Annotated in this window: 25 protein-coding genes; 12 read left to right on the top strand and 13 right to left on the bottom strand. The window is 72.1% G+C overall.

Features of this window, described 5'->3' with window-relative positions; genetic code table 11:
* Positions 1 to 195: 195 nt before the first annotated feature.
* Entirely contained in the window at positions 196 to 1,170 is a 975-nt protein-coding gene (locus ACZ51D_RS19280) for a GlxA family transcriptional regulator (RefSeq protein ID WP_465662968.1), read from the top strand.
* A 90-nt stretch (positions 1,171 to 1,260) separates the two neighbouring features.
* Here ACZ51D_RS19280 and ACZ51D_RS19275 read toward each other — a convergent pair whose 3' ends face one another.
* Entirely contained in the window at positions 1,261 to 1,413 is a 153-nt protein-coding gene (locus ACZ51D_RS19275; RefSeq protein ID WP_465662966.1) for a hypothetical protein, read from the bottom strand.
* Between the two features lie 484 nt (positions 1,414 to 1,897).
* On the opposite strand from ACZ51D_RS19275, the gene ACZ51D_RS19270 reads away from it, so the two are divergent.
* Positions 1,898 to 2,650, top strand: a complete 753-nt coding sequence (locus ACZ51D_RS19270) for a phosphotransferase family protein (protein WP_465662964.1) — start codon at positions 1,898 to 1,900, stop codon at positions 2,648 to 2,650.
* Between the two features lie 387 nt (positions 2,651 to 3,037).
* Here the strand turns inward: ACZ51D_RS19270 and ACZ51D_RS19265 are convergent, their stop codons facing one another.
* Entirely contained in the window at positions 3,038 to 3,910 is an 873-nt protein-coding gene (locus ACZ51D_RS19265) for an NmrA family NAD(P)-binding protein (protein ID WP_465662962.1), read from the bottom strand.
* A 203-nt stretch (positions 3,911 to 4,113) separates the two neighbouring features.
* Between ACZ51D_RS19265 and ACZ51D_RS19260 the strand changes: the two genes are divergently transcribed.
* A complete protein-coding gene (locus ACZ51D_RS19260; RefSeq protein ID WP_465624094.1) occupies positions 4,114 to 4,800 on the top strand; it encodes a TetR/AcrR family transcriptional regulator in 687 nt (228 codons plus the stop codon).
* Between the two features lie 177 nt (positions 4,801 to 4,977).
* A complete protein-coding gene (locus tag ACZ51D_RS19255; RefSeq protein WP_465624093.1) occupies positions 4,978 to 5,748 on the top strand; it encodes a hypothetical protein in 771 nt (256 codons plus the stop codon).
* A 67-nt stretch (positions 5,749 to 5,815) separates the two neighbouring features.
* Here the strand turns inward: ACZ51D_RS19255 and ACZ51D_RS19250 are convergent, their stop codons facing one another.
* The 7 genes from ACZ51D_RS19250 to ACZ51D_RS19220 form a co-directional block, all read right to left on the bottom strand.
* A complete protein-coding gene (locus ACZ51D_RS19250) occupies positions 5,816 to 6,181 on the bottom strand; it encodes a hypothetical protein (protein ID WP_465624091.1) in 366 nt (121 codons plus the stop codon).
* A gap of 148 nt (positions 6,182 to 6,329) precedes the next feature.
* Complete coding sequence (locus tag ACZ51D_RS19245; RefSeq protein ID WP_465662960.1) at positions 6,330 to 7,067, bottom strand: YcnI family protein; 738 nt, start codon at positions 7,065 to 7,067, stop codon at positions 6,330 to 6,332.
* A 145-nt stretch (positions 7,068 to 7,212) separates the two neighbouring features.
* A complete protein-coding gene (locus ACZ51D_RS19240; RefSeq protein ID WP_465662958.1) occupies positions 7,213 to 7,710 on the bottom strand; it encodes a hypothetical protein in 498 nt (165 codons plus the stop codon).
* A 601-nt stretch (positions 7,711 to 8,311) separates the two neighbouring features.
* On the bottom strand, positions 8,312 to 8,929 hold the full coding sequence (locus ACZ51D_RS19235; RefSeq protein ID WP_465624086.1) for a hypothetical protein: 618 nt from the start codon (positions 8,927 to 8,929) through the stop codon (positions 8,312 to 8,314).
* Positions 8,930 to 9,291: 362 nt separating this feature from the next.
* Positions 9,292 to 11,328 (bottom strand): S8 family serine peptidase, encoded by a 2,037-nt coding sequence (locus ACZ51D_RS19230; protein ID WP_465624084.1) that lies wholly within the window; start codon positions 11,326 to 11,328, stop codon positions 9,292 to 9,294.
* 268 nt (positions 11,329 to 11,596) lie between these two features.
* Positions 11,597 to 11,797 carry a hypothetical protein gene (locus ACZ51D_RS19225; protein WP_465662956.1) on the bottom strand — a complete coding sequence of 67 codons (201 nt, stop codon included), beginning with the start codon at positions 11,795 to 11,797 and terminating at the stop codon, positions 11,597 to 11,599.
* A 184-nt stretch (positions 11,798 to 11,981) separates the two neighbouring features.
* Positions 11,982 to 12,212, bottom strand: a complete 231-nt coding sequence (locus tag ACZ51D_RS19220) for a carboxymuconolactone decarboxylase family protein (RefSeq protein ID WP_465662954.1) — start codon at positions 12,210 to 12,212, stop codon at positions 11,982 to 11,984.
* A gap of 56 nt (positions 12,213 to 12,268) precedes the next feature.
* Here ACZ51D_RS19220 and ACZ51D_RS19215 point away from each other — a divergent pair, with 56 nt between their 5' ends.
* The 5 genes from ACZ51D_RS19215 (at position 12,269) to ACZ51D_RS19195 (ending at position 17,354) form a co-directional block, all read left to right on the top strand.
* Positions 12,269 to 12,901, top strand: coding sequence for an RNA polymerase sigma factor (locus ACZ51D_RS19215; protein ID WP_465663109.1), 633 nt, complete (start codon positions 12,269 to 12,271; stop codon positions 12,899 to 12,901).
* Entirely contained in the window at positions 12,898 to 13,701 is an 804-nt protein-coding gene (locus ACZ51D_RS19210) for a hypothetical protein (protein WP_465624080.1), read from the top strand. Before ACZ51D_RS19215 ends, ACZ51D_RS19210 begins: the two co-directional genes overlap by 4 nt.
* Positions 13,702 to 14,044: 343 nt before the next feature.
* Positions 14,045 to 15,211 carry an alpha/beta hydrolase gene (locus ACZ51D_RS19205; RefSeq protein ID WP_465662952.1) on the top strand — a complete coding sequence of 389 codons (1,167 nt, stop codon included), beginning with the start codon at positions 14,045 to 14,047 and terminating at the stop codon, positions 15,209 to 15,211.
* Positions 15,212 to 15,515: 304 nt separating this feature from the next.
* A complete protein-coding gene (locus ACZ51D_RS19200; protein WP_465662950.1) occupies positions 15,516 to 16,556 on the top strand; it encodes an alpha/beta hydrolase in 1,041 nt (346 codons plus the stop codon).
* A 315-nt stretch (positions 16,557 to 16,871) separates the two neighbouring features.
* Positions 16,872 to 17,354 carry a nitroreductase family deazaflavin-dependent oxidoreductase gene (locus ACZ51D_RS19195; RefSeq protein ID WP_465624075.1) on the top strand — a complete coding sequence of 161 codons (483 nt, stop codon included), beginning with the start codon at positions 16,872 to 16,874 and terminating at the stop codon, positions 17,352 to 17,354.
* Between the two features lie 89 nt (positions 17,355 to 17,443).
* On the opposite strand, the gene ACZ51D_RS19190 is transcribed toward ACZ51D_RS19195, so the two are convergent.
* Positions 17,444 to 18,700 carry an alpha/beta hydrolase fold domain-containing protein gene (locus ACZ51D_RS19190; RefSeq protein ID WP_465662948.1) on the bottom strand — a complete coding sequence of 419 codons (1,257 nt, stop codon included), beginning with the start codon at positions 18,698 to 18,700 and terminating at the stop codon, positions 17,444 to 17,446.
* Between the two features lie 144 nt (positions 18,701 to 18,844).
* Between ACZ51D_RS19190 and ACZ51D_RS19185 the strand changes: the two genes are divergently transcribed.
* Positions 18,845 to 19,882 (top strand): SMP-30/gluconolactonase/LRE family protein, encoded by a 1,038-nt coding sequence (locus ACZ51D_RS19185; RefSeq protein WP_465662946.1) that lies wholly within the window; start codon positions 18,845 to 18,847, stop codon positions 19,880 to 19,882.
* Between the two features lie 113 nt (positions 19,883 to 19,995).
* Positions 19,996 to 21,051, top strand: a complete 1,056-nt coding sequence (locus ACZ51D_RS19180) for an aldo/keto reductase (RefSeq protein ID WP_465624070.1) — start codon at positions 19,996 to 19,998, stop codon at positions 21,049 to 21,051.
* A 196-nt stretch (positions 21,052 to 21,247) separates the two neighbouring features.
* Here the strand turns inward: ACZ51D_RS19180 and ACZ51D_RS19175 are convergent, their stop codons facing one another.
* Both ACZ51D_RS19175 and ACZ51D_RS19170 read right to left on the bottom strand, forming a co-directional pair.
* Positions 21,248 to 22,840, bottom strand: coding sequence for an alpha/beta fold hydrolase (locus ACZ51D_RS19175; RefSeq protein ID WP_465624938.1), 1,593 nt, complete (start codon positions 22,838 to 22,840; stop codon positions 21,248 to 21,250).
* Entirely contained in the window at positions 22,837 to 24,195 is a 1,359-nt protein-coding gene (locus tag ACZ51D_RS19170; RefSeq protein WP_465662944.1) for an alpha/beta fold hydrolase, read from the bottom strand. The genes ACZ51D_RS19175 and ACZ51D_RS19170 overlap by 4 nt, the downstream gene beginning before the upstream one ends.
* A gap of 640 nt (positions 24,196 to 24,835) precedes the next feature.
* Here ACZ51D_RS19170 and ACZ51D_RS19165 point away from each other — a divergent pair.
* A complete protein-coding gene (locus ACZ51D_RS19165; protein WP_465624942.1) occupies positions 24,836 to 25,009 on the top strand; it encodes a hypothetical protein in 174 nt (57 codons plus the stop codon).
* On the opposite strand, the gene ACZ51D_RS19160 is transcribed toward ACZ51D_RS19165, so the two are convergent.
* The gene (locus ACZ51D_RS19160) at positions 24,996 to 25,514 is read right to left on the bottom strand and encodes a DinB family protein (protein ID WP_465624944.1); all 519 of its coding nucleotides are present in this window, start codon (positions 25,512 to 25,514) and stop codon (positions 24,996 to 24,998) included. The two genes, ACZ51D_RS19165 and ACZ51D_RS19160, sit on opposite strands and share 14 nt — an antisense overlap.
* Positions 25,515 to 25,549 lie beyond the last annotated feature (35 nt).

Here is a 25,549-nt window from a genome sequence, read left to right as displayed (position 1 = left end):
TTCGTCGGTTCCGTCGGTTCCAACGGATTCCGCGGGGGTTCCGTCGGATCCAGCGGGGTTCCGTCGGGCTCCGTCGGGCTCCGCCGAGTCCCGTCGGGTTCCGTGTGCGCCGGTTGTTCGGGCACGTCGTCAGACTGCCCCTACGGGAGGGTCCCTGGTGGTGGCGCGACGGCCACGGAGTGAAAGGATCCGGCCATGCACCATGTCGGCGTACTGGCCCTGGACGGCGTCGTCCCCTTCGAGCTCGGCATCCCCGCGCGGATCTTCGGCGCCGCCCGCGACGAGGCGGGCCGCCCGCTCTACACCGTCACCACGTGCAGCCTCGACGGCGGCCCGGTCCACACCGCCGCCGACTACGCCCTCGCCGTCTCCCACGACGCCGCGCTCCTCGGCGCGGTCGACACCGTGGTCCTCCCGCCCTCGCACGGGCTCGGCCCGATCCGCGAGGAGGGCCGTCTGCCGGACGCGCTGCGCGAGGCACTGGCCGGCATCCGCCCCGGCACCCGCATCGTCGGCATCTGCACCGGCGCCTACGTGCTGGCGGCCGCCGGGCTCCTCGACCACCGGCCCGCCACCACGCACTGGGGCGAGGCCGACCGTCTGCAGCGGATGTTCACCACGACCCGCGTCGACCCCGACGTCCTGTTCGTCGACGACGGCGACATCCTCACCTCCGCCGGGGTCGCCGCCGGCATCGACCTGTGCCTGCACCTGGTCCGCCGCGACCACGGCAGCCGCATCGCCAACGACGTGGCGCGCTCCTGCATCGTCCCGCCGTGGCGCGAGGGCGGGCAGGCCCAGTACATCCGACGCCCCGTCCCCGAACCGAACGCCGCCGGCAACTCCGGCACCGCCGCCACCCGGGCCTGGGCGATGGAACGCCTCGCCGAACCCCTGACGGTCGCCGACCTCGCCGCGCACGCCCACACCAGCGTCCGCACCTTCTCCCGCCACTTCCGCGAGGAGACCGGCACCACCCCCGGCCAGTGGCTCACCCGCCAGCGCGTCGACCTCGCCCGCCACCACCTGGAAACCACCGACTGGCCCGTCGACCTGGTCGCCCGCCGCTCCGGCCTCGGCACCGGCGCCTCCCTGCGCCGGCACCTCCAGACGGCGATCGGCGTCAGCCCCCAGGCCTACCGCCGCACCTTCCGCCCGGCGGCTTGCTGAGACCGGCAACTACCTCGGGTTCCGGTGGAACTTCACCAGCGAGCAGGAACGCGAGGCGTGGACCAACGCCCGCAAGGCGACCGGCACCGCCTACGGGACGCCGGTGACCAGCACGGTCGCCATCGCCACCAAGGGCGTCTTCGCCGAGGCCGTCCTCGGCCGGGCCAACTCGGCCGAGAAGATCGACCTCACCCGGTTCTGGAACTGGAAGGACTCGCCCATCCAGATCACCCCGGCCGACATCGCCCCCGTCTCCACCGCCTCGCGAGCTCAGAACCTGGACACCAAGGTGGCCCCCCTGGGCGCCTCCGAGGCGCGGTTCACACCCCTGATGGCGATGCCCGACCCGGCCGGCCTCCAGACCGCGCAGGCCATCGCCACCGCCAACCTGTTCCGCCAGCAACCTCAGCGCCCTCGGCGGCATGCTCAACCAGAACGGCAAGGACGGGGCGGACAAGAAGTGGTCCAGCCGCACCACCCGTCGGTGGGGCTGCGGCGACCCCCTGACCATCCCGCCCCAGCACCCGAAGAGCTACACCCGACACCCGTGCACGGCGCACCCGCGACCCGCCCCGACCGATTCGGGCGCGGGCCGCGGGTGCGGGGCAGGGACGGTCAGCGGTCGGCGTCGTGCGCGAGGCCGCGGACTGCGGGACGCGGTCAGCCGCGTAGTCGCACGTGAGAAACCCGGCGACGTCGGCGAACATCCCCGGGATACTGATCGCCCATGGATGAGGTCGAAGTCGTCGTCGCCCATTCCGAGCGTGCGACTCTGCGCGTCGGCGATGTGTTCCTGAAGGTGGACGCCGATCAGGCGCGCATCGACGTCGAGGTCGAGGCGATGTCCCTGGCGCCGGTCCCGACCCCGGAGGTCCTGTGGCGCAAGCCGCCCGTGCTCGCGATCGCCGCACTTCCGGGGAGGACGCTTGGGCGCCTCGGTGGGCCGTCGACCGGGTCGCCGACGGCGTGGGCAGCGGCGGGCGCCGCCATCCGGAAGCTGCACGACGCGCCGCTGCCGCCTCGGCCGGGCCGGGCCGGCCGGAGCGTCGTCGCGCTGGCGGCGGAACTCGACGACGAGTGCGGGTTGCTCGTGACGAACGGCGTCCTGCCCGCCGACCTGGTCACCCGCAACCGCCGGGTCGCCGAGGCGGCACTCCGACCGTGGACTCCGGCGTTCACGCACGGCGACCTGCAGATCGCGCACGTCTTCGTCGACGGCGACGAGGTCACGGGCATCATCGACTGGTCCGAGGCGGGCCAGGGTGATGCCCTGTACGACCTCGCCACCTTCACGCTCGGACACGAGGAGCACCTCGACGACGTCATGGCCGGCTATGGCACCGACATCGACCTCGACCTCGACGTGATCCACGCGTGGTGGTCGTTGCGAAGCCTGCTGGCGGTTCGCTGGCTGATCGAGCACGGCTTCGACCCCTTCGCACCGGGCTGTGAGGTCGACGTGCTGAGATCCCGGATGTGAGGCTGCGCGCGCCTGACTGGCTCTCAGCGCCTGACTGGCTCTCAGGGAGTACCGGAGCGCGGTTCCGGCGTCCGCGGTAGGCGAGAACGAGCGGCGGGGTTCCGGGCGGCGTGGGTGTGGTCGTCGCTGGAGGGCCGCGGGCGCTGGGAGTCCTGCCCCGTTCGATTTGCGGCATCGAGCCGGGAGGCCGCCGGGTGCACGAGGCGGACCCGCCCTCAAGGCCGTCGCCGCGGTCGCCGGCCCTCGGATCAGGCACGCAGTCGCGAAGAACCTCGACGTCCTGAAGGACACCCTCGAACCCCGATGACCCCCTGCACTCCTGACTGTCCGTTCACAGACGTCCGGCAGCGGAGGGGATGGTGTCGAAAAACGACTATCCGTCTACCGTCACCGGGAGCGTACGGCGGCCTCCAGGGCCTCGTGGACGGTCCTCGAGGGGTGGCCGATGGTGGCTTCCAGGGTGGGGTCGGTGACGTCGAACTCGCCGTTGCGTGATGCGCCGAACATCGTCAAGGCGAACTCCGCGGCCGGCCGCGGCATCCCGCCGGCGACTGCCGCGGACGTCCACTCGTCGTCGTCCAGGACGACTCGGGTGATGGTCCGACCGGTGATGCGGCTGAGGACGTCGGCGATGTCGGCGAAGTCCAGCGTGCGGGGGGCGGTCAGCGGCGGGGTGATCCCTTCGAGTGCTCCCTTGCCGGTCTCTTCGGTCAGGGCGGCGGCCGCGGCTTCGGCCAGGTCCTCGTGGGCCGTCCAGGACACCCGGCCGTCCTGCGGCACGGCGAGCGTGCCCGTCTCCAGCGCCGCGCCGATGTAGGGGCCCAGGGCGGAGGCGTAGAAGCCGTTGCGCAGGGCGGTGTAGGGCACTCCTTGCTGCTTGAGGTGCTCCTCGGTGGCCGCGTGGACCTTCTGCGGGGGGAAGCGCGATGTGGGGGAGGCGGCCTGGTGGCTGGTGTACAGGATGCGCCGGGCGCCGGCTTCCCGCGCCGCGTCGATGGCGGCGGTGTTGGCGGTCAGCGCGCCGACGCCCCGGATGGCCGCGGAGACGACCAGGACGCGCTCGGCGCCGTCGAAGGCGTGCTGCAGGCTGTCGGGTTCGGTGAAGTCTCCCGCCCGGACTCGGACGCCGCGCTCGGCAAGGTGGGCGGCCTTGTTCACGTCGCGCACACTGACGCCGATCCGGTCGGCCGGTACCCGTTCCAGCAGGCGGTCGACGATCAGCGCTCCGAGGTGGCCGGTGGCTCCCGTGACGATCAGCATCGGTGGCTCCCATCTGATGTTTCCAACGGAACGGAAGTTACGATAACACTGGTACTACCGTTGGATGCAAGCACGGGCGTTCATCCGGCGGGCGATCCCATGATCCGTTGGTGTCATGGGGTGGGTCGTACAGCCGAGCGTGCCGATACCGGTGATATCGGCGATAACATCGCCGGTCATGCGTGCGCGATACCATCGCCCCCATGGCACAGAACACGCAGCGGCGAGACATCACCCGGGACCGCATCGTGAAGGCCGCGGCCGGCCTGCTGCGCGACCAGGGGCCGGCCGCGGTGACCACGCGCCGGGTGGCCCAGGAGGCCGGGCTGCAGCCCCCGGCCCTCTACCGCCTCTTCCAGGACAAGGACGAGCTGCTCGACGCCGCCGCGGACCACGTTTTCGCCGAACACGTCGCCGGCAAGCAGGCCACCGCGCCCTCGGACGACCCGGTGGAAGACCTCCGCGCCGGCTGGAACACGCAGATCGGCTTCGGCCTGGCCAACCCGTACGTCTACGGCCTGCTGCTCGACCCGGCCCGCGCACGCGACACCCCGGCCCAGGCCGAGGGCGTGCGGATCCTCGCCGAGCGTGTGCACAGAATCGCCGCCGCCGGACGGCTCCGGGTGAGCGAGGAACGCGCCGTCAACCTCATCCGCTCGGCGGGCATCGGCACCGTCCACACCCTGCTGACCCTGCCACCAGGGCAGAGCGACCCGCACCTGGCCGACGCCGCCTTCGACGCGATCGCCCGCGCCATTCTCGTGGACCGGCCCGCCGTCCCCACCCAGGACCCGGCGGCCGTCGTCGCGGCCTTCCGCACCCTCCTGCCCGAACTGCCCACCCTCAGCACAGCCGAAGCCGCGCTGCTCGACGAGTGGCTGCAACGCTGACCCGGCACCGCGCCACGGGCCCGGCCGCGACGACGAGCGGCCACGACGGTCGACGGCACTCGTGATCACGGCCGAGCGGGAGAAGGAACCGTTCACCCCGTCCGCCCGTCATCTCCACGGGGACTGCACGTATTTGACGCCCCGAGAGCTCGTCACCGCCGAGGTCCGAGGAGATCCATGGTCGACACCGTCAACTCACTGGCCACCCGTCTTCACGACGTGCTGGTGGAACTCCTGACCAAGGGAGCCGCCGTGGCGGGCACCAGGGGCCTCCACGACGTCATCGCCCGTGCCACGGCACTCGGCCCCAGCGGTGCGTGGCTCGCCGCCGCAGGCCACGCGAGCCTCGGCGGGCTGGCGTGCGCGCAGGGGCAGGCGGAACCGGCCATCCTCCACCTCGAGGCCGCGGTGTCGGGCGGCTTCAACGACTGCGTGGTGCTGCACATGGCCCCCATGCTCCCGCTGCACCGGGACCCCCGCTTCCAGGCCCTGTACCAGCGGATGCGCATCACCCCGGCCGACCTCGACGAGTTGTTCTGGCTGCACCGGGAAGCGCAGATCATGATGAGGGACGCGCAGCGGGCCGGCGTCGACAACATAGGCCGCCTCGACACCGGGGTGTCCCTGCTCCCGCAGGCCCCCATGCCGACCCGCGAACCGAACACCCTCGGCGTCCTGATCACCCGCATCGACGTCGCCGCGACCCAGACCGCACTCCAGCAGGCCGCCGTGAAGGCGGACCTCCAGCGCAGCTCCGGCAATGTCAGCCTCAGCCTCATCGACGACACGTGGGACTACTCCCGCGCCAGGCGCGACGCCTGGCACGCCGACGACCTGGAATCCCACCGCCTGCAGGCCGGCGCGGCCCGGGCCTTCGTCGAACGTCCCGGCGTCGGCACTTTTCTCATCCCCTGCCCGCCGCTGGGCTCGATCACCTACCCGGGCTGAGGACGGCCGCACGCATTGGGCGAGACCGCGACGCCCCCGCCGGCCGGGCGGGGGCGTCGGCGGATACTCAGGCCTTGGTCAGCCAGTCCTCTTCCAGACCGTCGAGGACGAACCCGTTCTCGAAGCGCACCCGGTATCTGATCCGAGCGCCGACTGCGCCGTCGAACGCTCCGTGCCGGATGACCTGCTGACGGAGGTCCTCGACCAGGTGGGCCGCGAAGCCGTCGAGCCGGGTGCCGCGGATCTGCTGATCGAAGCTCGCGAGGTGGTCCTGGGCCACGCCGCCGGCTTCCTTCGTCACGCCCGTGACGACGCCCCCCAAGCCCTCGGCCAGGAACAGCGGACCGGGGACGCCGATCCTGGCCGCTGGGTCGCCTGAGGTGACCTGCGTGTCCCTGGTCAGCTTCACCTTCGCGCCGGTCTCGTACGGCATGGGTGTACCCCCCTCGTTCGATCTTGGCCATGACGACGGTGAGCGTAGTCGAGATGCCTTGGAGGGAAAGGGTGTTCGGCAGGACCAGGAGCCCCACGGCTTGTTTTGCCCGGGCGGGCGCCCGGTTCGGCGCCCGCCCGGGGTGGTGTCAGGACTGCTTGCTGCTGCGGCGGCGCAGGCTCAGCACGCCGAAGGCGGTCCCGGCCACGCCGACGACGATGCCCACGATGCCCAGTGTCCGGGCGGTGCTGTCGGACGAGGACGAGGACGAGGACCCGCCCGCCGCCGGCGCCGCCTGCGAACCGGCCGCCGCCGCGTGGTCGCCGTCGCCGCCCGCGGCGGCCTTGGTGAGCGCCAGGACCGGGGCCGGGTGCTGCGGCTCGGCCTGGCCCGGGGTGCTCTCGTCGATCCACCGCACGACGTTGCCGTCGTCGTAGGTTTGCAGGGCCTTGAAGACCAGCTTGTCGGTGTCCGTGGGCAATGGGCCGAGCGAGATCCGGAAGTCCTGGAACTGGCCGGGGGCGATCTTCGTCCCGGCGCCCGCGGTCCAGGTGATCTTGGAGACGGCTTCGGTGATCTCGTCGCCGTCGTCGGTCTTGATCGGGCTGGCGAGCTTGGTCTTCTCCGTCGTGGCCGTCCAGCCGGGGATCGGCTCGGTGGCGACCGAGGCCACCGGGTGATCGGTCGGCAGCGCGACTTCGAGCTTGGTCGTGGAGGCGGTGTCGCTCTCGTCGGGCACGCGGAAGGCTACCGCCGGGTAACCGCCCTGGGGTGCCGAGCCGGGTTGCACGGTCACGTGCGCGAACGCGGGGGCCGCGGCGGCGAGCACGGCGGTCGTGGCCAGTGCGGCCGCGGCGACGGCACGGCGAGAGGTGGTGAAACGCATGAAGGGGGTTCTCCGTCCGGGAGATCGGCACGTCGCGGCCCGGTGTGGCGGCGCAGGGCCGCCCCGGGCGCTCGTGCAGTGTTCGGGGGTGTGGTCGACAGGCACGTCGAACCGGCGGCGCGGGCCCGGAAGGCCCGGTCGTCGGCTACGCACCCACCCCCTGCGGAGGCCCCCGCCTCACCAGGCTGTGCATCAGGACGACCGCCCCGAACACCGGTCTGCGGGCGGTAGGGACCGGGCCGACCCGACAGTCCGGCCAGGGCGCGGCCGGACCGGAGTCGCCGAGCAGGCGGGCGAGTGCGTCGGTGAACCGCCGACGCCAGTGACGCGCCAGTGCGGACAGGGTCCGCGCCAGATCCATCAGACGCCACAACGCCACCTCGACCCGGTGCAGCAGCCACCCGGTCAGGACGGCAGCGGCGAGGTGGGCGACCGCCATGGCCGGCGAGTGCCCGAGCAGCCCGCCATGGGTGACGGCGTGCGCGGCATGGCTCGGGGGCGCGGGGTGATGGGTGTGCACGTGCCCGCCGGGCATGGCCTCCGGCCGCTTCGGCGGGGCGGGCAGCCACAGGCCGGGGCTGGACTGGAACAAGAGGTGCAGACCCAGTTGGCCGACCGTGAACCCGCACGTGATGGCGGGCAACGACCGCTTCCGCCCTGCCCCGGCGACGCCGACGAGCACGACGAGAAACCAGCCGACCACCAGCAGCCCGGCCCCGCCCGCACCACCCGCACGTCGGCGGCGGCACGAGGCCCAGGGGGATCGGGATCGGGGAGCGCGAGCATGGCCGCCCCATCATGACAGCCACGCCGGACCCGGTGAACCCGCCCTCGGAATCCGGCCGGGGAACCCGCCCGGCGTTCCGGTCCCGTCCTGGCAGTCCGGCACGGGCGGTGACAACACCCAGGTCTGGCCCCGGCCCGGCGGCTGGCCGATCTCGAAGGTGAAGTACCTGATGGTGAGACCACTGGCCTGCTGCGAGCCGTCGAGGCAGATGCGCTCCACGAAGGCACCCCCGAAGATGTACCGCAGATGTACCGCTTGACGATGTTGCCGGCGTAGTCGGTCAGTCCGGTGGTCAGGGTCTTGAGGCGTCCCTCGCGTCCCGCGATCGCGTCGTCGGTCCAGCGGTCGCGGGATGGGCGTCGTCAGCGCCGTCCTACCCGGCGCAGGGAGGGCAATGAGCCGGAACCGGCCATCCCGCCCCACAGCCGCGGCCATCACCACCCGCCCCGACGGGCCGTCATGCCGGGTCGAGCGCCGCCTCGATCTTGCGGGGGACCTCCGCGGCGGCGGACTCGGCAGCGCGGCGACGGCGGTAGTAGTGCACGGTGAGGATGCCGAGCAGCGGCCCCCAGGCGGCCAGCGGCCAGTACGACGCGTAGAAGACGAAGGCCTGCCAGCCGTGTGAGCCCACCCCGGGGTCGACGCCCCCGTCGATCCTGCGACCGAAGGAGATCATGGTCATCGCGTACGGCCAGAGCAGGGTGTTGAACGTCGCGCCGAGGCCGGCCGGGATGACCGCGGCGAGGATCGGCACCCGGCGGCCGCCCAGCCAGGGGATCCACCGGGGCCACACCTCGCCCCACCCGCTCACCAGACCGACCGCCAGGAACGCCAGCGCCTCACTGACCGCGCTCAGCCCGATGACGTACCACCATTCGAAGCCGAACCAGTCCGGCGGCGGGCGGCCGTCGCTCGGGGCATCCATCAGCGGGATCCGGAGGTCGACGCTCAGGACCCGCCAGAGCCCGGCGGGCAGTACGGTCAGCGTGATCGCGTAGGCGACCCGCACCGCCCAACGGGGCACTCCAGCCGCTGTCCGGCCGTGCAGCCCTGCCAGAAACGAGCGAGCGGTCATGAGGGGTCCTCCCGGTCCGGACGCCCGGTCGGCGCGGACGGTCTCTTCGTCCGCCGATCCCGTCAGCGCACCTTGCTGAATCGAAGATCGCAGCGAGAGGAAGGACGGCACATCCGCCCTGAGCACGGAGCGGCTCACCCTCGCGGGGGAGGCCGACCCCTGAGGAGTAGGACGAGTTCACCCGACCGCCGCGGCCGACATCGGTGGGCTCGCCGCTGCTCCGCCCGGCTCCGTCCGGATCCGCCCGGCTCCGTCCGGATCCGCCCGGCTCAGGCTCCGTCCGGCTCAGGCTCCGTCCGGCTAAGGCTCCGGCTCCGGCGCGGGCCGGAGCCGGAGAACGGCCGAGGAGGCGTCAGCCGGCGTCAGTCGATGCGCCAGGCCACGGCGTAGGGCTGGGCGAACTTGGTGATGCGGTGGGCGCGGACGACGATCTCGGCGTCGCCGGCCGGGATGCCGTCCCAGTGGACCTGTTCGACGTTGTTCGCGCGGTCGAAGCCGGGGTCGGTGCCCATGTTTCCGTGGCGTTCCGTGCCGCCGGCGCGGACGATCAGGTCGAGGTCGTTCTGCAGGGCGGCGCCGGGCGGGTCGGTCCAGACCAGGGTGATCTTCAGGGTGTGGCCGGCGTCGGGGACGGGGACGCGGAAACTGCGTTCCTTGTCCTGCTCCAGCTCCGCCTCGTCGACGAAGCCCGCCCGGCTGCCCGCCGGGTTGCCCGCCTGGCCGCCGGCCCCGTCGCCGTTGCCCGGGAGGACGACCGAGCGGGTGAGGTTGACGCGCCCGAACCCGGAGTTGTTGTTCGGGGACGCGCCGGCCTCGGTGGGCAGGTACTGGCCCGGCAGGTCCTCCGCGCCGTTGATCAGCATGGCTTTCAGCAGCGCGGCGCTCGGCTCGGGCGTCCCGTTCTTCACCAGCGTCTCGCGCAGCACCGCGACACAGCCCGCGACCAGCGGGGTGGCCATGCTGGTGCCGCTGTCGAAGAAGAAGGCGGGGTCGGAGGAGACGCCGAAGAGGGTGCTCGGCGCGGCGGCGCGCGAGTGCGTGGAGAGGATCGAGGTACCGGGCGCCACGACGTCCGGGCAGATCCGGCCTTCCTGGGTGGGACCCCGGCTGCTGAAGGCCGCCATCCCCTTCGGATCGGTCGCCTGCGGGTCGTCGTGGATCGGGCTCACGGGGAAGGACATCGAGTTCAACTGGCCGTAGGTGAGGGGGATGTGGGGGCGGCTGCTCTCGCTGGCGCCGACGGTGATGCAGTTCTTGGCCCCCGCCTGGCCGCTGACCGACGCCTGGTTGATGCGGCCGCTGCGGTCGCGGTCCTGGCCGCTGTTGCCGGCCGAGAAGCAGATGACGAAGTCCTTGTGGTCCCAGACCATCTGGTCGGCTTCGAAGGCGCTGCTGTCGTACGGCAGGCTCGGCTGGACCGGACCCCAGGAGTTGCTGTGGACCCGTGCCCCGTCCTCGTTGAAGGGCGGTCCGAACAGGTCGGCGAGGTCGGTGGGGATTCCGCCGAGCCCGCCCTGGTCGTCCAGGAGCGACTGCAGGACCAGGGTGGCCTCGGGGGCCGTGCCCTGGACGGCCTCTCCCATGGGGGCGGACGAGCCGTCGCCGAGAATGGAGCCCGCCACGTGGGTGCCGTGGCCCTTCGGGTCGTCCGTCCGGTCGGGGCCGGTCCGGCCGAGGGCGGTCAGGCGCTTCACCCGTCCTTTGAAGGCGGGATGCACGTCGGTCGTGGAGCCGAGGTCGAGGCCGGTGTCGGCGATGGCCACGACCTGGCCCTCGCCGCGGAACCGCGTCCCGTCGAGCGAGATCCGGGCGTTCATCAGCCCTGCGGCGACGCTGTTGTGCAGTCCCATCACGGGGACCTCCTCGACCTGCTGCACCTCGTCGAGGGCCGCCAGCGCGGGCAGGTCCCTCTCCCGGACCTCCATCCGTACCTTCCGCCGCTCCGGCCGGATGGCGCCGGCGTCGGCCCCGGTGGCCGCGGCGATCCGCTGCCGGACGGCGTCCGCGCCCGCGTCGACGTCCTCGTGCAGGACGATGTCGACGGTACGGGTGCGCGAGCCGGCCGCCTCGAGGGGATCGGCCAGCACGGCGAGGGCCGGCCGCATCCGCCCCGACCGCAGCGAGGGCGCGATCTTGAAACCCTTGAGGTACACATCCGCCCAGGCCACGAACGGCAGCGCCCGGACGGCCGCCAGATCGGAGGGCCGGTAGCCGCACAGATAGGTGCTCTCCGGCACGTACTCATGGATCATCACACCGAGCCGCGCCAACTGCTCCTTCTCCTCGGCGGTGGGCACATGGGTGGTCTGGACGAGCAGGTAGTCGGACGCGGAGGCGTCCTCGGAGACCAGCGACGCGTGGGCCATCTCGATGGACTGGGCCAGCGGATCGACGGTCACGCCGTTGATGGTGATTCGGGCCAAAGCGGACTCCCGGGTCTCGCGATGCGGAGGGGCGGTCGCATCGTGTCACCGATCGGGTACGGCGTGTGGCAGGCGAGGCCGCATCGGTTCGTGTACGGCGCCGGGGGAGGTGCGGTGGTTCGGGTGTCGGCACCGGGATCCCGGCCCGGGCCGTCCCGGCTTGGACGGCCGTGCAGCCGCAGGTATCCGGCGACGGCCGGATTCAGGCCGCCGGGGTCAGGCCGCCGGCGTCGGACCGGCGGGTTCAGGCGGAGTGCAGGGTGATCAGGCGGACGGCCGGGGCCGAGACCACCTGCACCGTTTCGGTGCCCGGCAGGCGCAGCTTGGCGAAGCCGCCCTGGAGGGAGACCAGTGCCTGCGGTACCGAGGAGGTCGGCTTGCCGTCCGCGTTCACCACCGAGCCGGCGACCAGTTCGACGGACGCCTCGTTCCAGTCGTCACTCATGCCTTCACCTCGGGGAAGTCCAGTTCCGGACGCGCCAGGTGGTTGTAGTAGTTGGAGAGCGTGTTGAGCGCCACGTGCGCGACCACCTCGCCGGCTTCCGCGTCCGTGACGCCGGCCGCCCTGATCAGGGCGCGGGTCTCGTCGCTGATCTGTCCGTGGGTGCGGATGAGTTCGCGGGCGAGCGTCAGCAGGGCCCGGGTGTGTGCGGGTCGGTGTCCGTGGCGTCGCGGGTGGCGAGCAGTTCCTCGTCGCTCAGCCCCAGCTTGCTGCCGCGCAGGGAGTGCGCGCTGACGCAGTAGGTGCAGTCGTTCTCCTGGGCGACCAGGAGGGCGAGCCGCTCGCGGACCCTGGCCCGCAGCACGCCGCGGGTGAGCCGGCCGACGGTGAGCGCCAGAGCCCATGTGATGTGCGTCATGGGAACGGCTTGAACTGTCGCACCAGATAGTGGGCGTGGACTATTCGGATCCAGAGATACGGACTCGGGTGCGTGCCGGTGACCGGGACGCGTTCGGGCAGCTCTTCGACGCGTACGCGCGCTCGGTGTACAACCACGCGTTCCGGCTGGCCGGGGAATGGTCGGCGGCGGAGGACGTGATGTCGCTGACCTTCCTGGAAGCATGGCGTCAGCACGGCCGGGTCAGCGCCGAGGGCGGGTCCCTGCGGCCCTGGCTGCTGGGCATCGCCACCAAGCTGGTCAGCAACCAGCGCCGGGCCGCCCGGCGGCACTGGCAAGTGATGGCCCAATTGCCGCCCGTGCCCGAGGGCCTCCCCGACTTCGCGGAGGAGGTGGCTGGGCGGATCGACGACGCGGCGCGGATCGCCGCCCTGCAGGAAGCGTTTGCGCGGCTGCGGCGGCCGGACCGTGAGGTGCTGGCCCTGTGCGTGTGGGCGGGCCTGGACTATCAGGAGGCCGCCGAGGCCCTCGGCGTACCGGTGGGCACGGTCCGTTCCCGGCTCTCCCGTGCCCGGGCCAAGCTGCACCGCCTCACCGAGGCGGCCGCCCGCAAGACTCCGCGGAAAAAGAGGGAACCCGACTTCGCCCCGCACCAGATGAAGAGTGGGCCCGCGACCGCGGGTCTGTCCCCCAAGGAGGCACACCAGTGAACGCCGACCAGCGGCCGGATCCGGTCGAGCGCGCCGAACTGCTCGGGCGACTGCCCGTGCCGGCCGAGCGCGACCTCCCGCCAGGACGCCACGCCCTACATCGGGAGCGCCTGATGAGCCGGATCGAACTCGACACCCCCGCCACCTCGCCCACCAGGCAGCCCGCCAGGCCGCGCTTGCGACGACGGCTGGCCTTCACGCTCGCCGGTGCCCTCGCCGTGGGCACGGCTGTGGTGGGCGTGACGCTGTACGACCGGGCGAACAGCGGGCCGCTGAGCTCCGTCGAGCTCTCCAGCTGGACCAGCACCCCGACCCCCGTGGACACCTCCACCGGCCGGGGCGCCTCCACCCTGAAGTGGTGCCTGGAGGGGATGCCGGGCGCCGGCGAGCCCGTCACGATCACCAACGCGGACCTCCGCGGCAAGGTCACCTCCATGGTGGTCGCCCGCGGCGGCACCGTGATGCTCTGCTACGTCGCCTCGAAGAACAGTGGGCTGTCGATGGCGGTCGGTGCCGTGAAGCCCGTTGCGCGCGATGTGATCACCTATGACACGGGCGGCTCCCACGGCAGCGGTTCGGCGACGTTCAACTACGCAGAGGGTTTCGTCGGAGCCGACGTCAAGGCGGTAACCATGAAGGACGCCGGGCGAACCTTCGAGGTCACCGTGCAGGACGGCCGCTGGACCGCATGGTGGCCCGGCTCCGACCACAACAACGGTGGCGTGCCGGAGTCGGTGACCCTCACCCTCGCTGACGGCACCACCCGCACGGTCACCGGGGACTCGCTGTTCCCCAAGTAGGCCAGGTCGGCCAGGTCGGCCGGCGGCTCACCGCGCGAGGCCAAGCAGGGCGGTGGTAGTCGCTCGGCAACGGTGATCACGTGGCAGGGCTGTCCGGGGCCCCGGCCCCGCAGTGGCGGCCTCGATGACGAAGACCTCGGACGACCTGGCCGGGCGGTCGAGGGCGTGCTCCGCTTCGTCGTTTACCGCGTCGCCCGCGCCGTGGTCGACGTCCACCAGGGGGCAGGCCCTCGGCAGCTCCCAGGAAACTCCCAGAAAACAGCAACCGAACGGCCGTTCCAAGCTGTCTCCCATGCGACCGGGCACACGGGCCCGGGCGGCACAGAAACCGGGCACGAACGCGATGAACCTGACTGGCAGTCCCTTCCTCGTCCTCACCGTCGTGCTGTTCGCGGCCTCCATAGCGCTGGCCATGGCGCAATGGCTGGGCAGAGGACCCCTCTTGGGGGCGGGACGTACGGCGCAACGACGGCGCACGCCGCTGCGCGCGCTCTCCTACCTCGGCACCGTGCTGCTCTGCCAGTTCACCGCCGTGGCCATGGTCTTCGTGATCGTCAACGACGAGAACCAGCTCTACGACAGCTGGGGCGACCTGCTGGGCACCGCCAGCCACGTCCGGGCCGTGCCCGTGCCTCCGAAGGACGAGGGCCTGGCCGGCGAGGGTGCCGCCGGCGGCCCGTCCGGCTCCCACGCGCCGAAGGTGGCGCAGGCCTTCCACGCGCCCGACTCGGACGCGGTACCCCGCAACGTGAAGCAGGCCGACCTCAAGGGCAGGCTCTCCGGCGTCGACGGCGAGGTACTCGTCTGGACGCCGCCGCAGTACGACGACCCCGCCTACAAGGACAAGACCTTCCCGGTGGTCGAACTGCTCGCCGGATACCCCGGATCCTCCAGCGCCTGGTTCGGCGAGGCCATGGAGGCGACCAAGCAACTCGAACCACTGATGAAATCGGGCCAGGTGACGCCGTTCATCCTGGTCGCACCGCGCGTCACCCTCCTCGGCACGACCGACACCGGCTGCGCCGACATCCCGGGCAAGGTCAACGCCGACACCTGGCTCTCGCGCGACGTCCCGCAGATGATCGCGGACAACTTCCGCGCCGACACCACCCCGGACCGCTGGGCCCTGTCCGGCTACTCCGCCGGCGCCCACTGCGCCCTGCGCCTCGCGCTCGCCCACCCCAACCGCTACCGCGCCGCGATCAGCATGTCCGGCTACAACGACCCGGCCGGCGAACCGAGCTCACTGACCGCCAAGGACCCGAAGCTGCGCGAGAGCGCCAACCCGCTCCACATCCTCACTCATGCCGCGACCCCGCCGAACGTCGCGCTCTACGTGACCGGCAAGCGGGGCGACGGCCTGGAGGACGCGACCGCCCTCCAGCAGGCGGCGAAGAGCCCGACCACCGTCACCCCGTTCGAGACCACCGGCGCGCACCTGACATCGACCTGGAAGCCGCTGGTCGTCCCGACCTTCAAGTGGCTGACCGGGATCATCCCGCCCCGCTGACGACGGCCCGGCCGCGGGGCGCGCTCGCTTGCGCGCGCTCGGTGCACCCCACTGGAGCGGACAGCCCTCAAGGCCGGCAACCGGCTTCCCGCCGCGCGCGGCGGACCGCGACGCCTGGGTGCGGGGTGAGCCCGCCCGCCAGGATGTCGGCGGACCGCGGCGGGCGGGACGTCTTCGCCGTTGGGCTCCTGGCCTTGGACCGCGGACGCCCGTGCCCGCACCCAATCGTCCTGAGGTCGGGGACCCAGGACCACTGCTCGGTACCGGCAAGGCCGGGCCTGATATCGATCGGAGAGCTTTCACCATGCAGCAGCCGCAGTCACACCCCACCCGCGCCCGTGCGGTCCTGGCCGGTATCACCGCGCTCGCACTGTGCTCCGCCCTGGCGGCCTGCAGCGGTGGCGGCAAGCAGGCTGCCGATCCCAGGGCGGGTGACAACGCGGCGGCGGGCACCCCGTCCACGCCCTCCGCCGCGGCGAGCAGCACGCCGCCGAAGGACTCCAAGGTCATGATGCCGACCGGCCCGGCCACCGACCTGAAGAAGGCCCGCGACACCAAGGCCGGCCCGATCATGATGACCACCCTGGCGGGCAAGAAGTCCGGCGTCTCCGCCCAGGTCTGGGTCTGGCTGCCGCCGCAGTACAGCGACCCGGGGTATGCCAAGTTCGGCTTCCCCGTGCTCACCCTCTACGCGGGCGGTCAGAGCAACGGCTACAACACCTGGACGGACAACCAGCTGCCGATCCAGGAGATCGACGCCCAGCTCGTCCAGGAGCAGAAGGCGCACCCCTTCATCATGATCATGCCGGTGCAGAACCTGACGGCTGACGAGCACCGGTCCCTGGACTGCTCCGACATACCCGGCCAGCCCAAGATGGGCACCTGGCTGTCCCAGGACATCCCGGACTTCGTTCGCGCCAACTTCCGTACCCTCAAAGGCCCTGACAGCTGGGGCCTGATGGGCGCCTCCAGCGGCGCGGACTGCAGCGCCAAGCTGGCCCTGCAGCACCCCGACCTCTACAAGGCCGCCGTACCGATCGACGGCGACTTCAAGGCGGACTCCTTGCTCTGGAAGGGCCACGAGGCCGAGCAGGCCGCCAACGGTCCCGACAAGCTGATCGCCACCAGCAAAGCCGCCGTCAAGATGCTCGCCACCGCCGGCGGCGGTACCCCCTACGAGGTCAACCTGGTCAAGGCCTGGGTCGCCAAGGCTGTCCCCCCGACCACCGTCGAGTACTACGAGCAGCCCGGCGGCAACCACAAAACCACGGACTTCGAGAAGCTGGTCCCGATGTCCCTGGAATGGCTCACCAAGAACCTCACCGGTCCACAGAGCGACAGTTGACGACTCGCGAGAGTGCCGGTCGAGGTTGTTGCGCCTGAGACTGTGGGGCCCGCTTCACCTCCCAGGGCGGCATGCCCGGCCTACGACGGGCTGTGGCGAAGCTCTACAGCTGTCCTGTCTCCTTCGACCTTGCTGCCGGAGGATGTCCTGACCTGCGCAGACACAACCTGCGCAGACACAAGGCCAGGTGTGACACCGGAACCTTGCCGTCGCACGTGAAGTCGTCGGCAGGGCGGGAGCGGCGGTCTCCCTGTGGCGCGAGGCTTGTGTTGGAATGTCCCGACATGATCCGTGCACGACGATGGGGTGAATGCGATGCCTCTTGAGGGCGAGTACGAGCCGAGTCCGGCGCAGTGGGTGCGCGAACAGGTCGAGCTGTACGAGAGTTCGGGTGGCGCACAGGGCGCAACGCTCTGGGACACGGGCCTGCCGGTCGTCATCGTCACGATGCGCGGCGCGAGGAGCGGCAGGATCCGCAAGATTCCGCTGATGCGCGTGGAGCACGAGGGGCGGTACGCGGCGGTGGCCTCGAAGGGCGGCTTCCCACGCCACCCGGCCTGGTACTTCAACCTCAAGGCCGATCCGCAGGTGGATCTCCAGGACGGCCCCGAACGCCGGGGCATGAGGGCCCGTGAGCTCACCGGGGACGAGAGGGCCCAGTGGTGGCAGCGCGCGGTCGCCGCGTATCCGCCGTACGCCGAGTACCAGGAGAGGACCCACCGCGTGATCCCGGTCTTCGTACTCGAACCCGAGCCCCTCGCCGGGCCGGCGAAGGACCCGGCGCCGACGGGGAACTGAGCTTCGGCCCAGCCCGGCCCAGCCCCGCTCGGCCCCGCTCGGCCCCGCTTGCTCGGCACGGCTCGTCGATGCGTGCTCGGGCGCCGAGTTCAGCTGGCGGGAGTCGTCCCGGTCGCCGTCGGGCGGGAGAGCCTGTGGGTGGTGTTCCGGATGAAGCGGCCCGCGTGGTAGAGGGCGTCGGCGGCTTCGGGCAGGAACGACCAGAAGATGTGGAAGTCATGGGTGGCCACCGGGTACAGCTCCAGGCGGACATCGACACCGTCTTCGCGTGCACGGTCCACCAGTTGGCGCGCGTCCGCGAGAAGGGGGTCGCCGGTGCCCGCCTGGACGAGCATCGGCGGCAGGCCGCTCAGGTCGGCCGTCAGCGGGCGGACGACGGGATCGTCCGTCGGGTGGCCGGCAAGGTAGTCGGTGATGAATCGTCGCCGCAGCGCTTCCGCCGTCAGGGCCGCCGGCTGGGGTTCCTGCGGTTCGTCGTCCAGGACGCGGCCTGCGAGGTCGACGCCCGGGCAGAGCAGCACCACGCGGCCGGGCAGCGGCAGTTGCCGCTGCCTGAGGGTGAGGAGGACGGACAGGGTCAGGTGCGCGCCGGCGGAGTCCCCGACAACGGTGACCTCCCCTGGCGTAGTCCCGCTGTCCACGAGCCAGAGATAGGCACTCAGCGCGTCCTCGACCGCCGCCGGATACGGATGCTCGGGCGCAAGACGGTAGTCGGGCAGCAGGATGCCGACCTGGCACTCGGTGGCGAGGGCACCGGCCAACGGCCGGTAGCCGAAGGCGGATCCGCTGACGTACGCGCCGCCGTGCAGGAACAGAACCGTGGCGCTCGCCTCGTTCGGCGGCGTCAGCAGGAGGGACGGGACGCCGTCGGCGTTGACGGGCCGCACGGTCACCTCGGGCGGCGGCGCGAACTGTGCGTGCAGCGCCTCGTACGCGGTGCGCAGCGCCAGCAGCTCCCGGTCCGTCGCGTCACCGACCGGCTCCCAGTACTGGGCCATGCGGGCGGCGAGTTCACCGCCGATCCGCCTGGTTGCCGAGACCGCCTCGTCGACATCGTCGAGGACCCGGCGGGCGCGGTCGAGCAGCGCCGCTCCGGCCAGGGTGAGCTCCACCTGGTGGGTGGAACGGCGCAGCAGATCGCAGCCGACGAGTCGTTCGAGTGAGCGGATCTGCCGGCTCAGTGCGGGCTGCGACACGTACAGCTGTGCGGCGGCCCGGCCGAAGTGCAGTTCGGTGGCGACCGCGACGAACGCCCGCAGATGACGCAGTTCGATCGCGTCGGGTGCCTGGGGGAGCTGTACCAGCCTCCCCGGCGGTCGTTCCTGGTCCGCGTTCGCCGTGGTCATGAGGGCGAGTATCTCCCGGACGTGCGGCACGTGGTGATGCGATCCGTGCATCACCGCATTGCGCATTCGGCCTTTCCCCCGGCGGATCCGGGAGTGCGAGCGTAAGCGTCGGTCCGCAGCACTCCGACGAACCGAAAGCACACCATGCGTACATCTCGCACCATGCTCCGCGCCTTCGCCCTCGCCACCGCCATCGGCGCTGTCGCCACGGCCGCCGCGCCCCTCGCCGCGGCGGCACCGGAGGCACCGGAGGATTGGCGTCCCCCTGCCGCCCATCGCCCGACGGTGTGGGCCATCCCGGGAACCGACGCGGGTCCGGAGGGGATCGCCCGGGACCCGCACGAGCCGTACTTCTACACCGGGAGCACCGGTGACGGTGCCGTCTACCGGGGCGACCTGCGCACCGGGGCCGTCGAGCCGTTCCTGGCGCCGGGCGCCGACGGGCGTGCCACCGCGGTCGGGATGAAGGTCGACGCGCACGGACGCCTGATCATCGCGGGCGGCTCCACCGGGAAGGTGTGGGTGTACGACACGCACACCCGCAAGCTGCTGCACACCTTCGACACCGGCCTGACCTCCCACGCCGGCCCGACCGCGGGCTTCCTCAACGATCTGACCGTCGCCGACGACGGCGACGTCTACGTCACCGACTCGGTGCAGCCGCGCCTGTACCGGATCGCCGCCGACCAACTCGGCGGTCACGCCCCGGCCACCTCCCGGCTGCCGGTGTTCGAGGAGTTCGCCGGCACCCCGATCGTCTTCCGCGACGGCTTCAACCTCAACGGCATCGTGGTCACGCCGGACCAGCGGTACGTCATCGTCGCGCATGACAACGACAGCGCCCTGTACCGCATCGACCGCCGCACCAAGGACATCCGCAGGATCGACCTCGGTGGCGCGGGCGTCACCGGCGACGGCCTGTTGATGCGCGGGCACACGCTGTACGCGCTCAGCAGCGTCGACCACATCGGCGACAACCACAGCATCGTCGACGTCGTCCGGCTCGACGCCGGGTACGCCTCCGGCACCCTCGAACGGCGCGCGACGAACCCACTGCTCGACCGGCCCTCCACCGGGGCCTTCGACGGCGACGCGATCCTCGCCGTCAACTTCCAGTGGGCCGTCACCGATCCGCACCTGCCCTACTCCGTCGTCCGCGTCCCGCTGCGCGATCTGACGTGACGTCCGACCAGGCACGTTCCCGTTCGGCAGCAGCAGCAGCCGCAGCAGCAGCGGCGAGGACCACGAGCAGAACACCGAATGCAAGGACCAAAAGGACCGAGGAGCACACCGGCATGACGCATGACAGCCTGCCCACCCGACGCCTGGGCACCACGGACATGGACATCACCCGGCTCGGCTTCGGGTCGTGGGCGGTGTCCGGCTCCGGCTGGGCGTTCGGCTGGGGCGCGAGCGACGACGCCGAGTCCGTCGCCGCGATCCGCCACGCCCTGAAGCGGGGAGTCAACTGGATCGACACCGCCGCGGTCTACGGCCTCGGGCACTCCGAGGAGCTCGTCGGCAAGGCCATCGCCGATCTCCCCGAAGCGGACCGGCCCTTCGTGTTCACCAAGGCCGGGCTGGTCTGGGACCCGGCCGACCCCACCGCGTCCCCGCGCCGGATCATGAAGGCCGCCAGCGTACGCCGCGAGGTCGAGGACTCCCTGCGCCGCCTGGGCGTCGAGCGGATCGACCTGTACCAGGTGCACTACCCCGACACCGGCGAGTCCCTCGAGTACACCGGCCACGGCACGGGGGCGGTGTCCCCGAACGCGACGCCGTTGGCCGAGTACTGGCAGACCATGGCCGACCTGAAAGCCGAGGGCAAGGTCCGCGCGATCGGCCTGTCCAATCACGCCGTCGCGGAACTCGACGCCGCCGAAGGCATCGCGCACGTGGACGCCATCCAGCCGCCGTTCTCCGCGATCAACCGCACCGCCGCCCTCGACATCGCCTGGGCCGAAACCCACGGCGCCGGCGTCATCGCCTACTCCCCGCTCCAATCCGGGCTCCTGACCGGCGCGTTCACCGCCGGGCGCGCCGCGAACCTGCCCGCCGACGACTGGCGCTCCGCGCACGCGGACTTCACCACCGGACTCACCGCGAACCTCCGGCTCGCCGACGCGCTGCGCCCGATCGCCGAGCGCCACGACGTCACCGTCGCCGAGACCGCCGTCGCCTGGGCCCTGGCCTGGCCCGGCATCACCGGCGCCATCGTGGGTGCCCGCACCCCCGCCCAGGTCGACGGCTGGATCGGGGCAGCCCACGTCAACCTCACCCCGGCCGACCTCGACGAGATCGCCGCGGCCATCACGACCACCGGGGCAGGAGCGGGCCCCTCCCGGGCCTGACCGAACCTGACCGGGCCTGACCGGGGGCAGGACGGCGTCGGGGGGGGGGGGGGGCCCCCCCGCCCCGCCCCCCCCCCCCCCCCCCCGGGCGCGGGGGGGGGGGGGGGGCCCCCCCCCCCCCCCCCCCCCCCCCCCCGCCCGCCCGAACGGCGGGATCGATGGGTCGGGCTGCCCCGACGCCCCGATGACGCCCCGACTACGCCCCGATCTCGAACGCGGGCGGCTGGAGGCCTGCGAGGCATCCCGTGTCGGGGGCGGTCGGGGTGTCGAAGAACGAACGGGTGATCGACTGTGCGCACGGCGAGTCGGCGAAGACCACGTGGGCGACGTAGGGGACCGTGACCTCGGTGGACCGGCTCAGCGTGCTTGCGGCGTACGGCCCGCTGCTCGGTGCGGTCTGGGCGTCGAACCCGCCGGACAGGACGAGCGACGGAATGTCACTGTGCGTCACGTCCCGGATCGAGGCCGGTGCCGCGGGAACGTCCCAGGCGCGGCAGTCCGCGTGGAGGAAGGCGAGCAGCGGCGCGTTGGCCAGCACCGATTCGGGGAACGACGGGAACTCGCGCCGCCCGCCCTCGATCAACTCGGCCTGGCTCTCGAACGGCGTCCACTCGCTGCAGAAGATGCCGTACGCGAGCCCGTGGGAGGTCCTGCCGATGGCCTGCGGGCTGAGCTTGCCCCCGGCCCACTGTTCGGCGATCCGCTGCGGGTTGCCGTGGGCCAGCTCGTCGATGGAGCGGGGCACTCCGGCCGCCACGTGGGTGGCGGAGACCAGCCAGTTCACCAGGACTCCGCCGTCCAGCACGACCTCCACCGGGCCGGGTTGGCCCGGGACGGTGACGGTGGTGGTGACCGGCTGCGCTTCGAGTTCGCCGACGAGGCGCTCGAAGGTGGCCTTCAGGCCCGGGTAGCGGTCGTTGCAGGCGGCCTGTTGCTCGCAGGCCTTGAACAGGCCGTCGGTGCCCTCCCGGGCGGCTTTCCAGGTGACGGCCCCGCCCGCCAGGGACGGCGGCAGGACGCCGTCGATGCCGACCGACCGGATGCCTTCCGGGTGCAGGCGCATGTAGAGCAGGGCCAGGTCGGTGCCGTAGGAGATGCCGAACACGTTCCACTGGTCGATGCACAGCGCTTCGCGCAGGTCGGCGTAGTCGGCGGCGCTCTCGGTGCCGTTGTAGGCGCTGAGGTCGGCCCCGCGGCCCACCAGTTCGTCGCGGCAGGCCTGTGTCGCCTCGACGTGCAGGCGCCCGGTGGACGGCGCGCCGTAGACGAGGTTGAGGGCGCGCGCGTTGAACTCGTCGATGTTCGGGCAGGTGAGCTGCGGGTCGGCGGAGTAGGTTCCCCGCTGGGACATGAAGATCACGTCCCGGTCGCGGTTCAGGTTGCCGTTGAGCGCCAGCTGGATCTCGGAGACCGCGTCGTCGCCGGGCCCGCCGGCGAGCCACACGATCGGGTCGGGCGCCGGTCTCTTCGTGGCCGCGGGCACGATCTCGACGGCGAGGGTGATCGTCCGCCCGTCGTGCCGGGAGCGGTTCTCGGGCACCGTGAGCGTTCCGCAGCGGGGCCGCTTGACCGGGGGAGCCGGGTCCGCCGTCCGTGGGCAGGGGCCCGGCTGGAAGTGGGCGTGGCCCACCGTCCGGGCCACCGTGCCGAGGCGCTCCGTGGCGCCGGTGTCGGCCTGGGCGGGCACGACGGCGAGGCCGGTGACGAGGACGCCGGCCGTGGCGCCGGCCAGCGTGGCCAGGAGCCGTCGCGCGGTGCGCCGGTGGTGAGGTGGGCGGATGGACATCATGCGGTCTCCGGGTCCGGGGTGATGGTGAACGGTTTGGGGGAGAGCCCGGCCACGCAGCCGGTGTCGGGCGCGGTCGGATGCGTGAGGAAGGAGGCCAGGACGCTCTGCGCGCAGGGCGATTGGGGGACCACCCAGTGGCCGATGCCGGGGATCCGTACGGTGGTCGAGCGGGACAGCGTCCGAGCCGTGAACGGCCCCCAGCTCGCGCCGGTCTTCGAGTCGAAGGTTCCGGAGACGACGAGCGTCGGCACGTCGCTGACGGTGGCCACCCGCTGGATCGCGGTGCGGTCCGGGACGTCCCAGGCGCGGCACAGGTGGTGTTCGAAGGGAAGCTGCGGTGCCTGGGCCAGCACCCGGTCCGGCCACCCGGGGAAGGCCTGGCGCCCGGCCTCCAGCAGGTCGGACTCCGAAAAGCGCGGGACCCACTCGCTGCAGGCCACCGACTGCGTCAGGCCGTGGCCGAACTCGCCGATGGCGCCCACCGCGTCGGCGGCGCGGGCCCGCGCGAACCGCTCCGGGTTGCCGCGGGCGAGTTCGTCGAGCGCGGCGGGGGCGTCGACGGCCTTGACGGTGTTGGCGACCAGCAGGTTCACCATCGCGCCGCCGTCGAGGACGACCTCCACCGGGTCGCCCCCGCTCGGCGGCTGGGCCGTCAGTTTCAGGGGGTGCGCCTCCAGCCGCCGGACCTGCTCCGTCAGGGTGTCCGGGAGGTTCGGGTAGCGGCGCTCGCAGTCGGGCTGGGCCGCGCACGCCGCGAGGATCGCGCCGATCCCCTCCCGGGCGCTGTCCCAGGTCCACGGCAGGCTCACGATCTGCGGGGGCACGACCGAGTCGATCGCCACCGAGCGGATCCCCTCGGGGTGGAGGCGCAGGTAGGTGAGGGCCAGCTCGGTGCCGTAGGAGTACCCGTAGACGTTCCACCGGTCGATGTCCAGGGCCCTGCGCAGATCGGCGAAGTCCGCGGCGTTCTCGGTGGTGTTGTAGGCGCTGAGGTCGACGCCGTCGGCCGTCAGCCGGTCCCGGCACTCCTTCGCCGCGCCCACCAGGCGCCGCCCGGTCGACGGGGCGTCGTAGCGCAGCGCGACGGCTTCCACGGAGAACCGGTCGATCTCCGGGCAGGTGAGGGCCGGCTGCGCGTGGAGCGTCCCGCGCTGGGCCATGACGATCAGATCGCGGTCCCGGTTCACCCCGGCATCGATCAGGAAGGGGATGCTCCCGAACGCGTCGCCGCCGGGACCCCCCTCCATGAACACCACCGGGTCCTGGGCCGGCGTTGCCGACGTGGCCGGGATGATCGCCACGGCCAGCCGGATCGTCCGCCCGTGGTGACGGTGGTGGGTGCGGCTCTCCGGCACCTCCAGCAACCCGCACCGCCCGGGGACCGGCTCGGGTGTCTCCGGGCAGGGCCCGGACACGAAGTGCGCCCGAGCTCCCGGCCAGGGCCCACCGACGGGCGCCGACAGGGCACTGCTCGGCGTCGGCCCGACCGCACCCAGGAAGGCCAGACCGGCGGCGACCAGCGCCGCCCCCGTGCGCGCGCCCCGGGAGCGGCGCCCTGCGCACCGGTACCGTGTCCGCCTTCGTACGAACCCGCCGATCCCGCGAACGGACGGCAGGCAACCCGGACCGGTGTCCTGATGAACCATGAGACCCCGTCTCTCTGACGTACCCGGCCGCCCCGTCCGGGACGCCGCCGCGGTGCCGCGCCCGCCGCCGCACGGTCCGGGCGGACACCGCACGGCCAGCCTGCGTTCGCGGACGGACGTCCACCACCCGTCGGCGCCACTCGGAGCAGCCCGGTCTCACCCCCGGCGCGGGCAGTGGGGTTCTGGTCGGCCGGAGGGGGCGGAACGGCCGCTATGCTGTCCGGCGATCTTCGGGCTGCATGACGGGATATCGGGGGAGATTCTCATGGGCGACCCCGTGAGGACGCGGTGGCGCCGAGTCCTGCTGACGGAGGCCGTGGTCCTGGCTGCCGCGGCCACTCTAGGCGCCGTGGCCATCCACCGGACGACCACCGGCAGACTCGACCACGGCACCGTATTCACCCAGGGCTCGGGACAACTCGCCGTCAAGCCCGACGAGTTGTTCTCGATCGAGGTATTCGCCTACCAGGGCGCGGGCGACATCTTGACCGGTCCCGGCAGGCCGGTGGCTATTCGCCGGTGACGCCGTCGGCGAGTTCTCGGACGATGTCCAGGTGGCCCGCGTGACGGGCGTACTCCTGCAGGACATGGAACAGGATCCAGCCCAGGGTGGGCCGCGCGGTGCCGTCGTCCGGGAAACGGCCGCCGGCCGCGGCGACGGTGGACAGCGGCGTACCCGACACGACGGCCCGGGTGTACTCGCCGCCCGAGTGCAGCGCGGCCATCAGGTCGGCGGCCGTCTCCTCCGGCGCGACGTACCAGCGGTCCGCCGGCCCGCGGTCGCCCCAGGGCGCCGCGACCTGCTCGCCCCGGAAGCCCCAGCGCAGCCAGCGCTGTTCCATGTGCACGAGGTGCTTCAGCAACTCGATCAGGGTCCACCCGGAAGGGAGCCGACTGACGCGCAGTTCCGCGTCGGACATGCCCTCGACCTTGGCGCCGACCACGGACCGGTAGTAGTCGAGATAGTCCAGCAGCAGCTCGCTGGGGTCGGAGAGTTGCTGGTCCGGCTCGGGCAGGGAGGAAGTCATGCCGCCGAGTCTGCCACGGCACGGACCGGCACCCG

It is taken from the genome of Kitasatospora sp. NPDC033851 (genome assembly GCF_055576085.1).
Note: the sequence above shows the minus strand (reverse complement) of the source record. Positions and strands in the feature narration are given on the sequence as shown.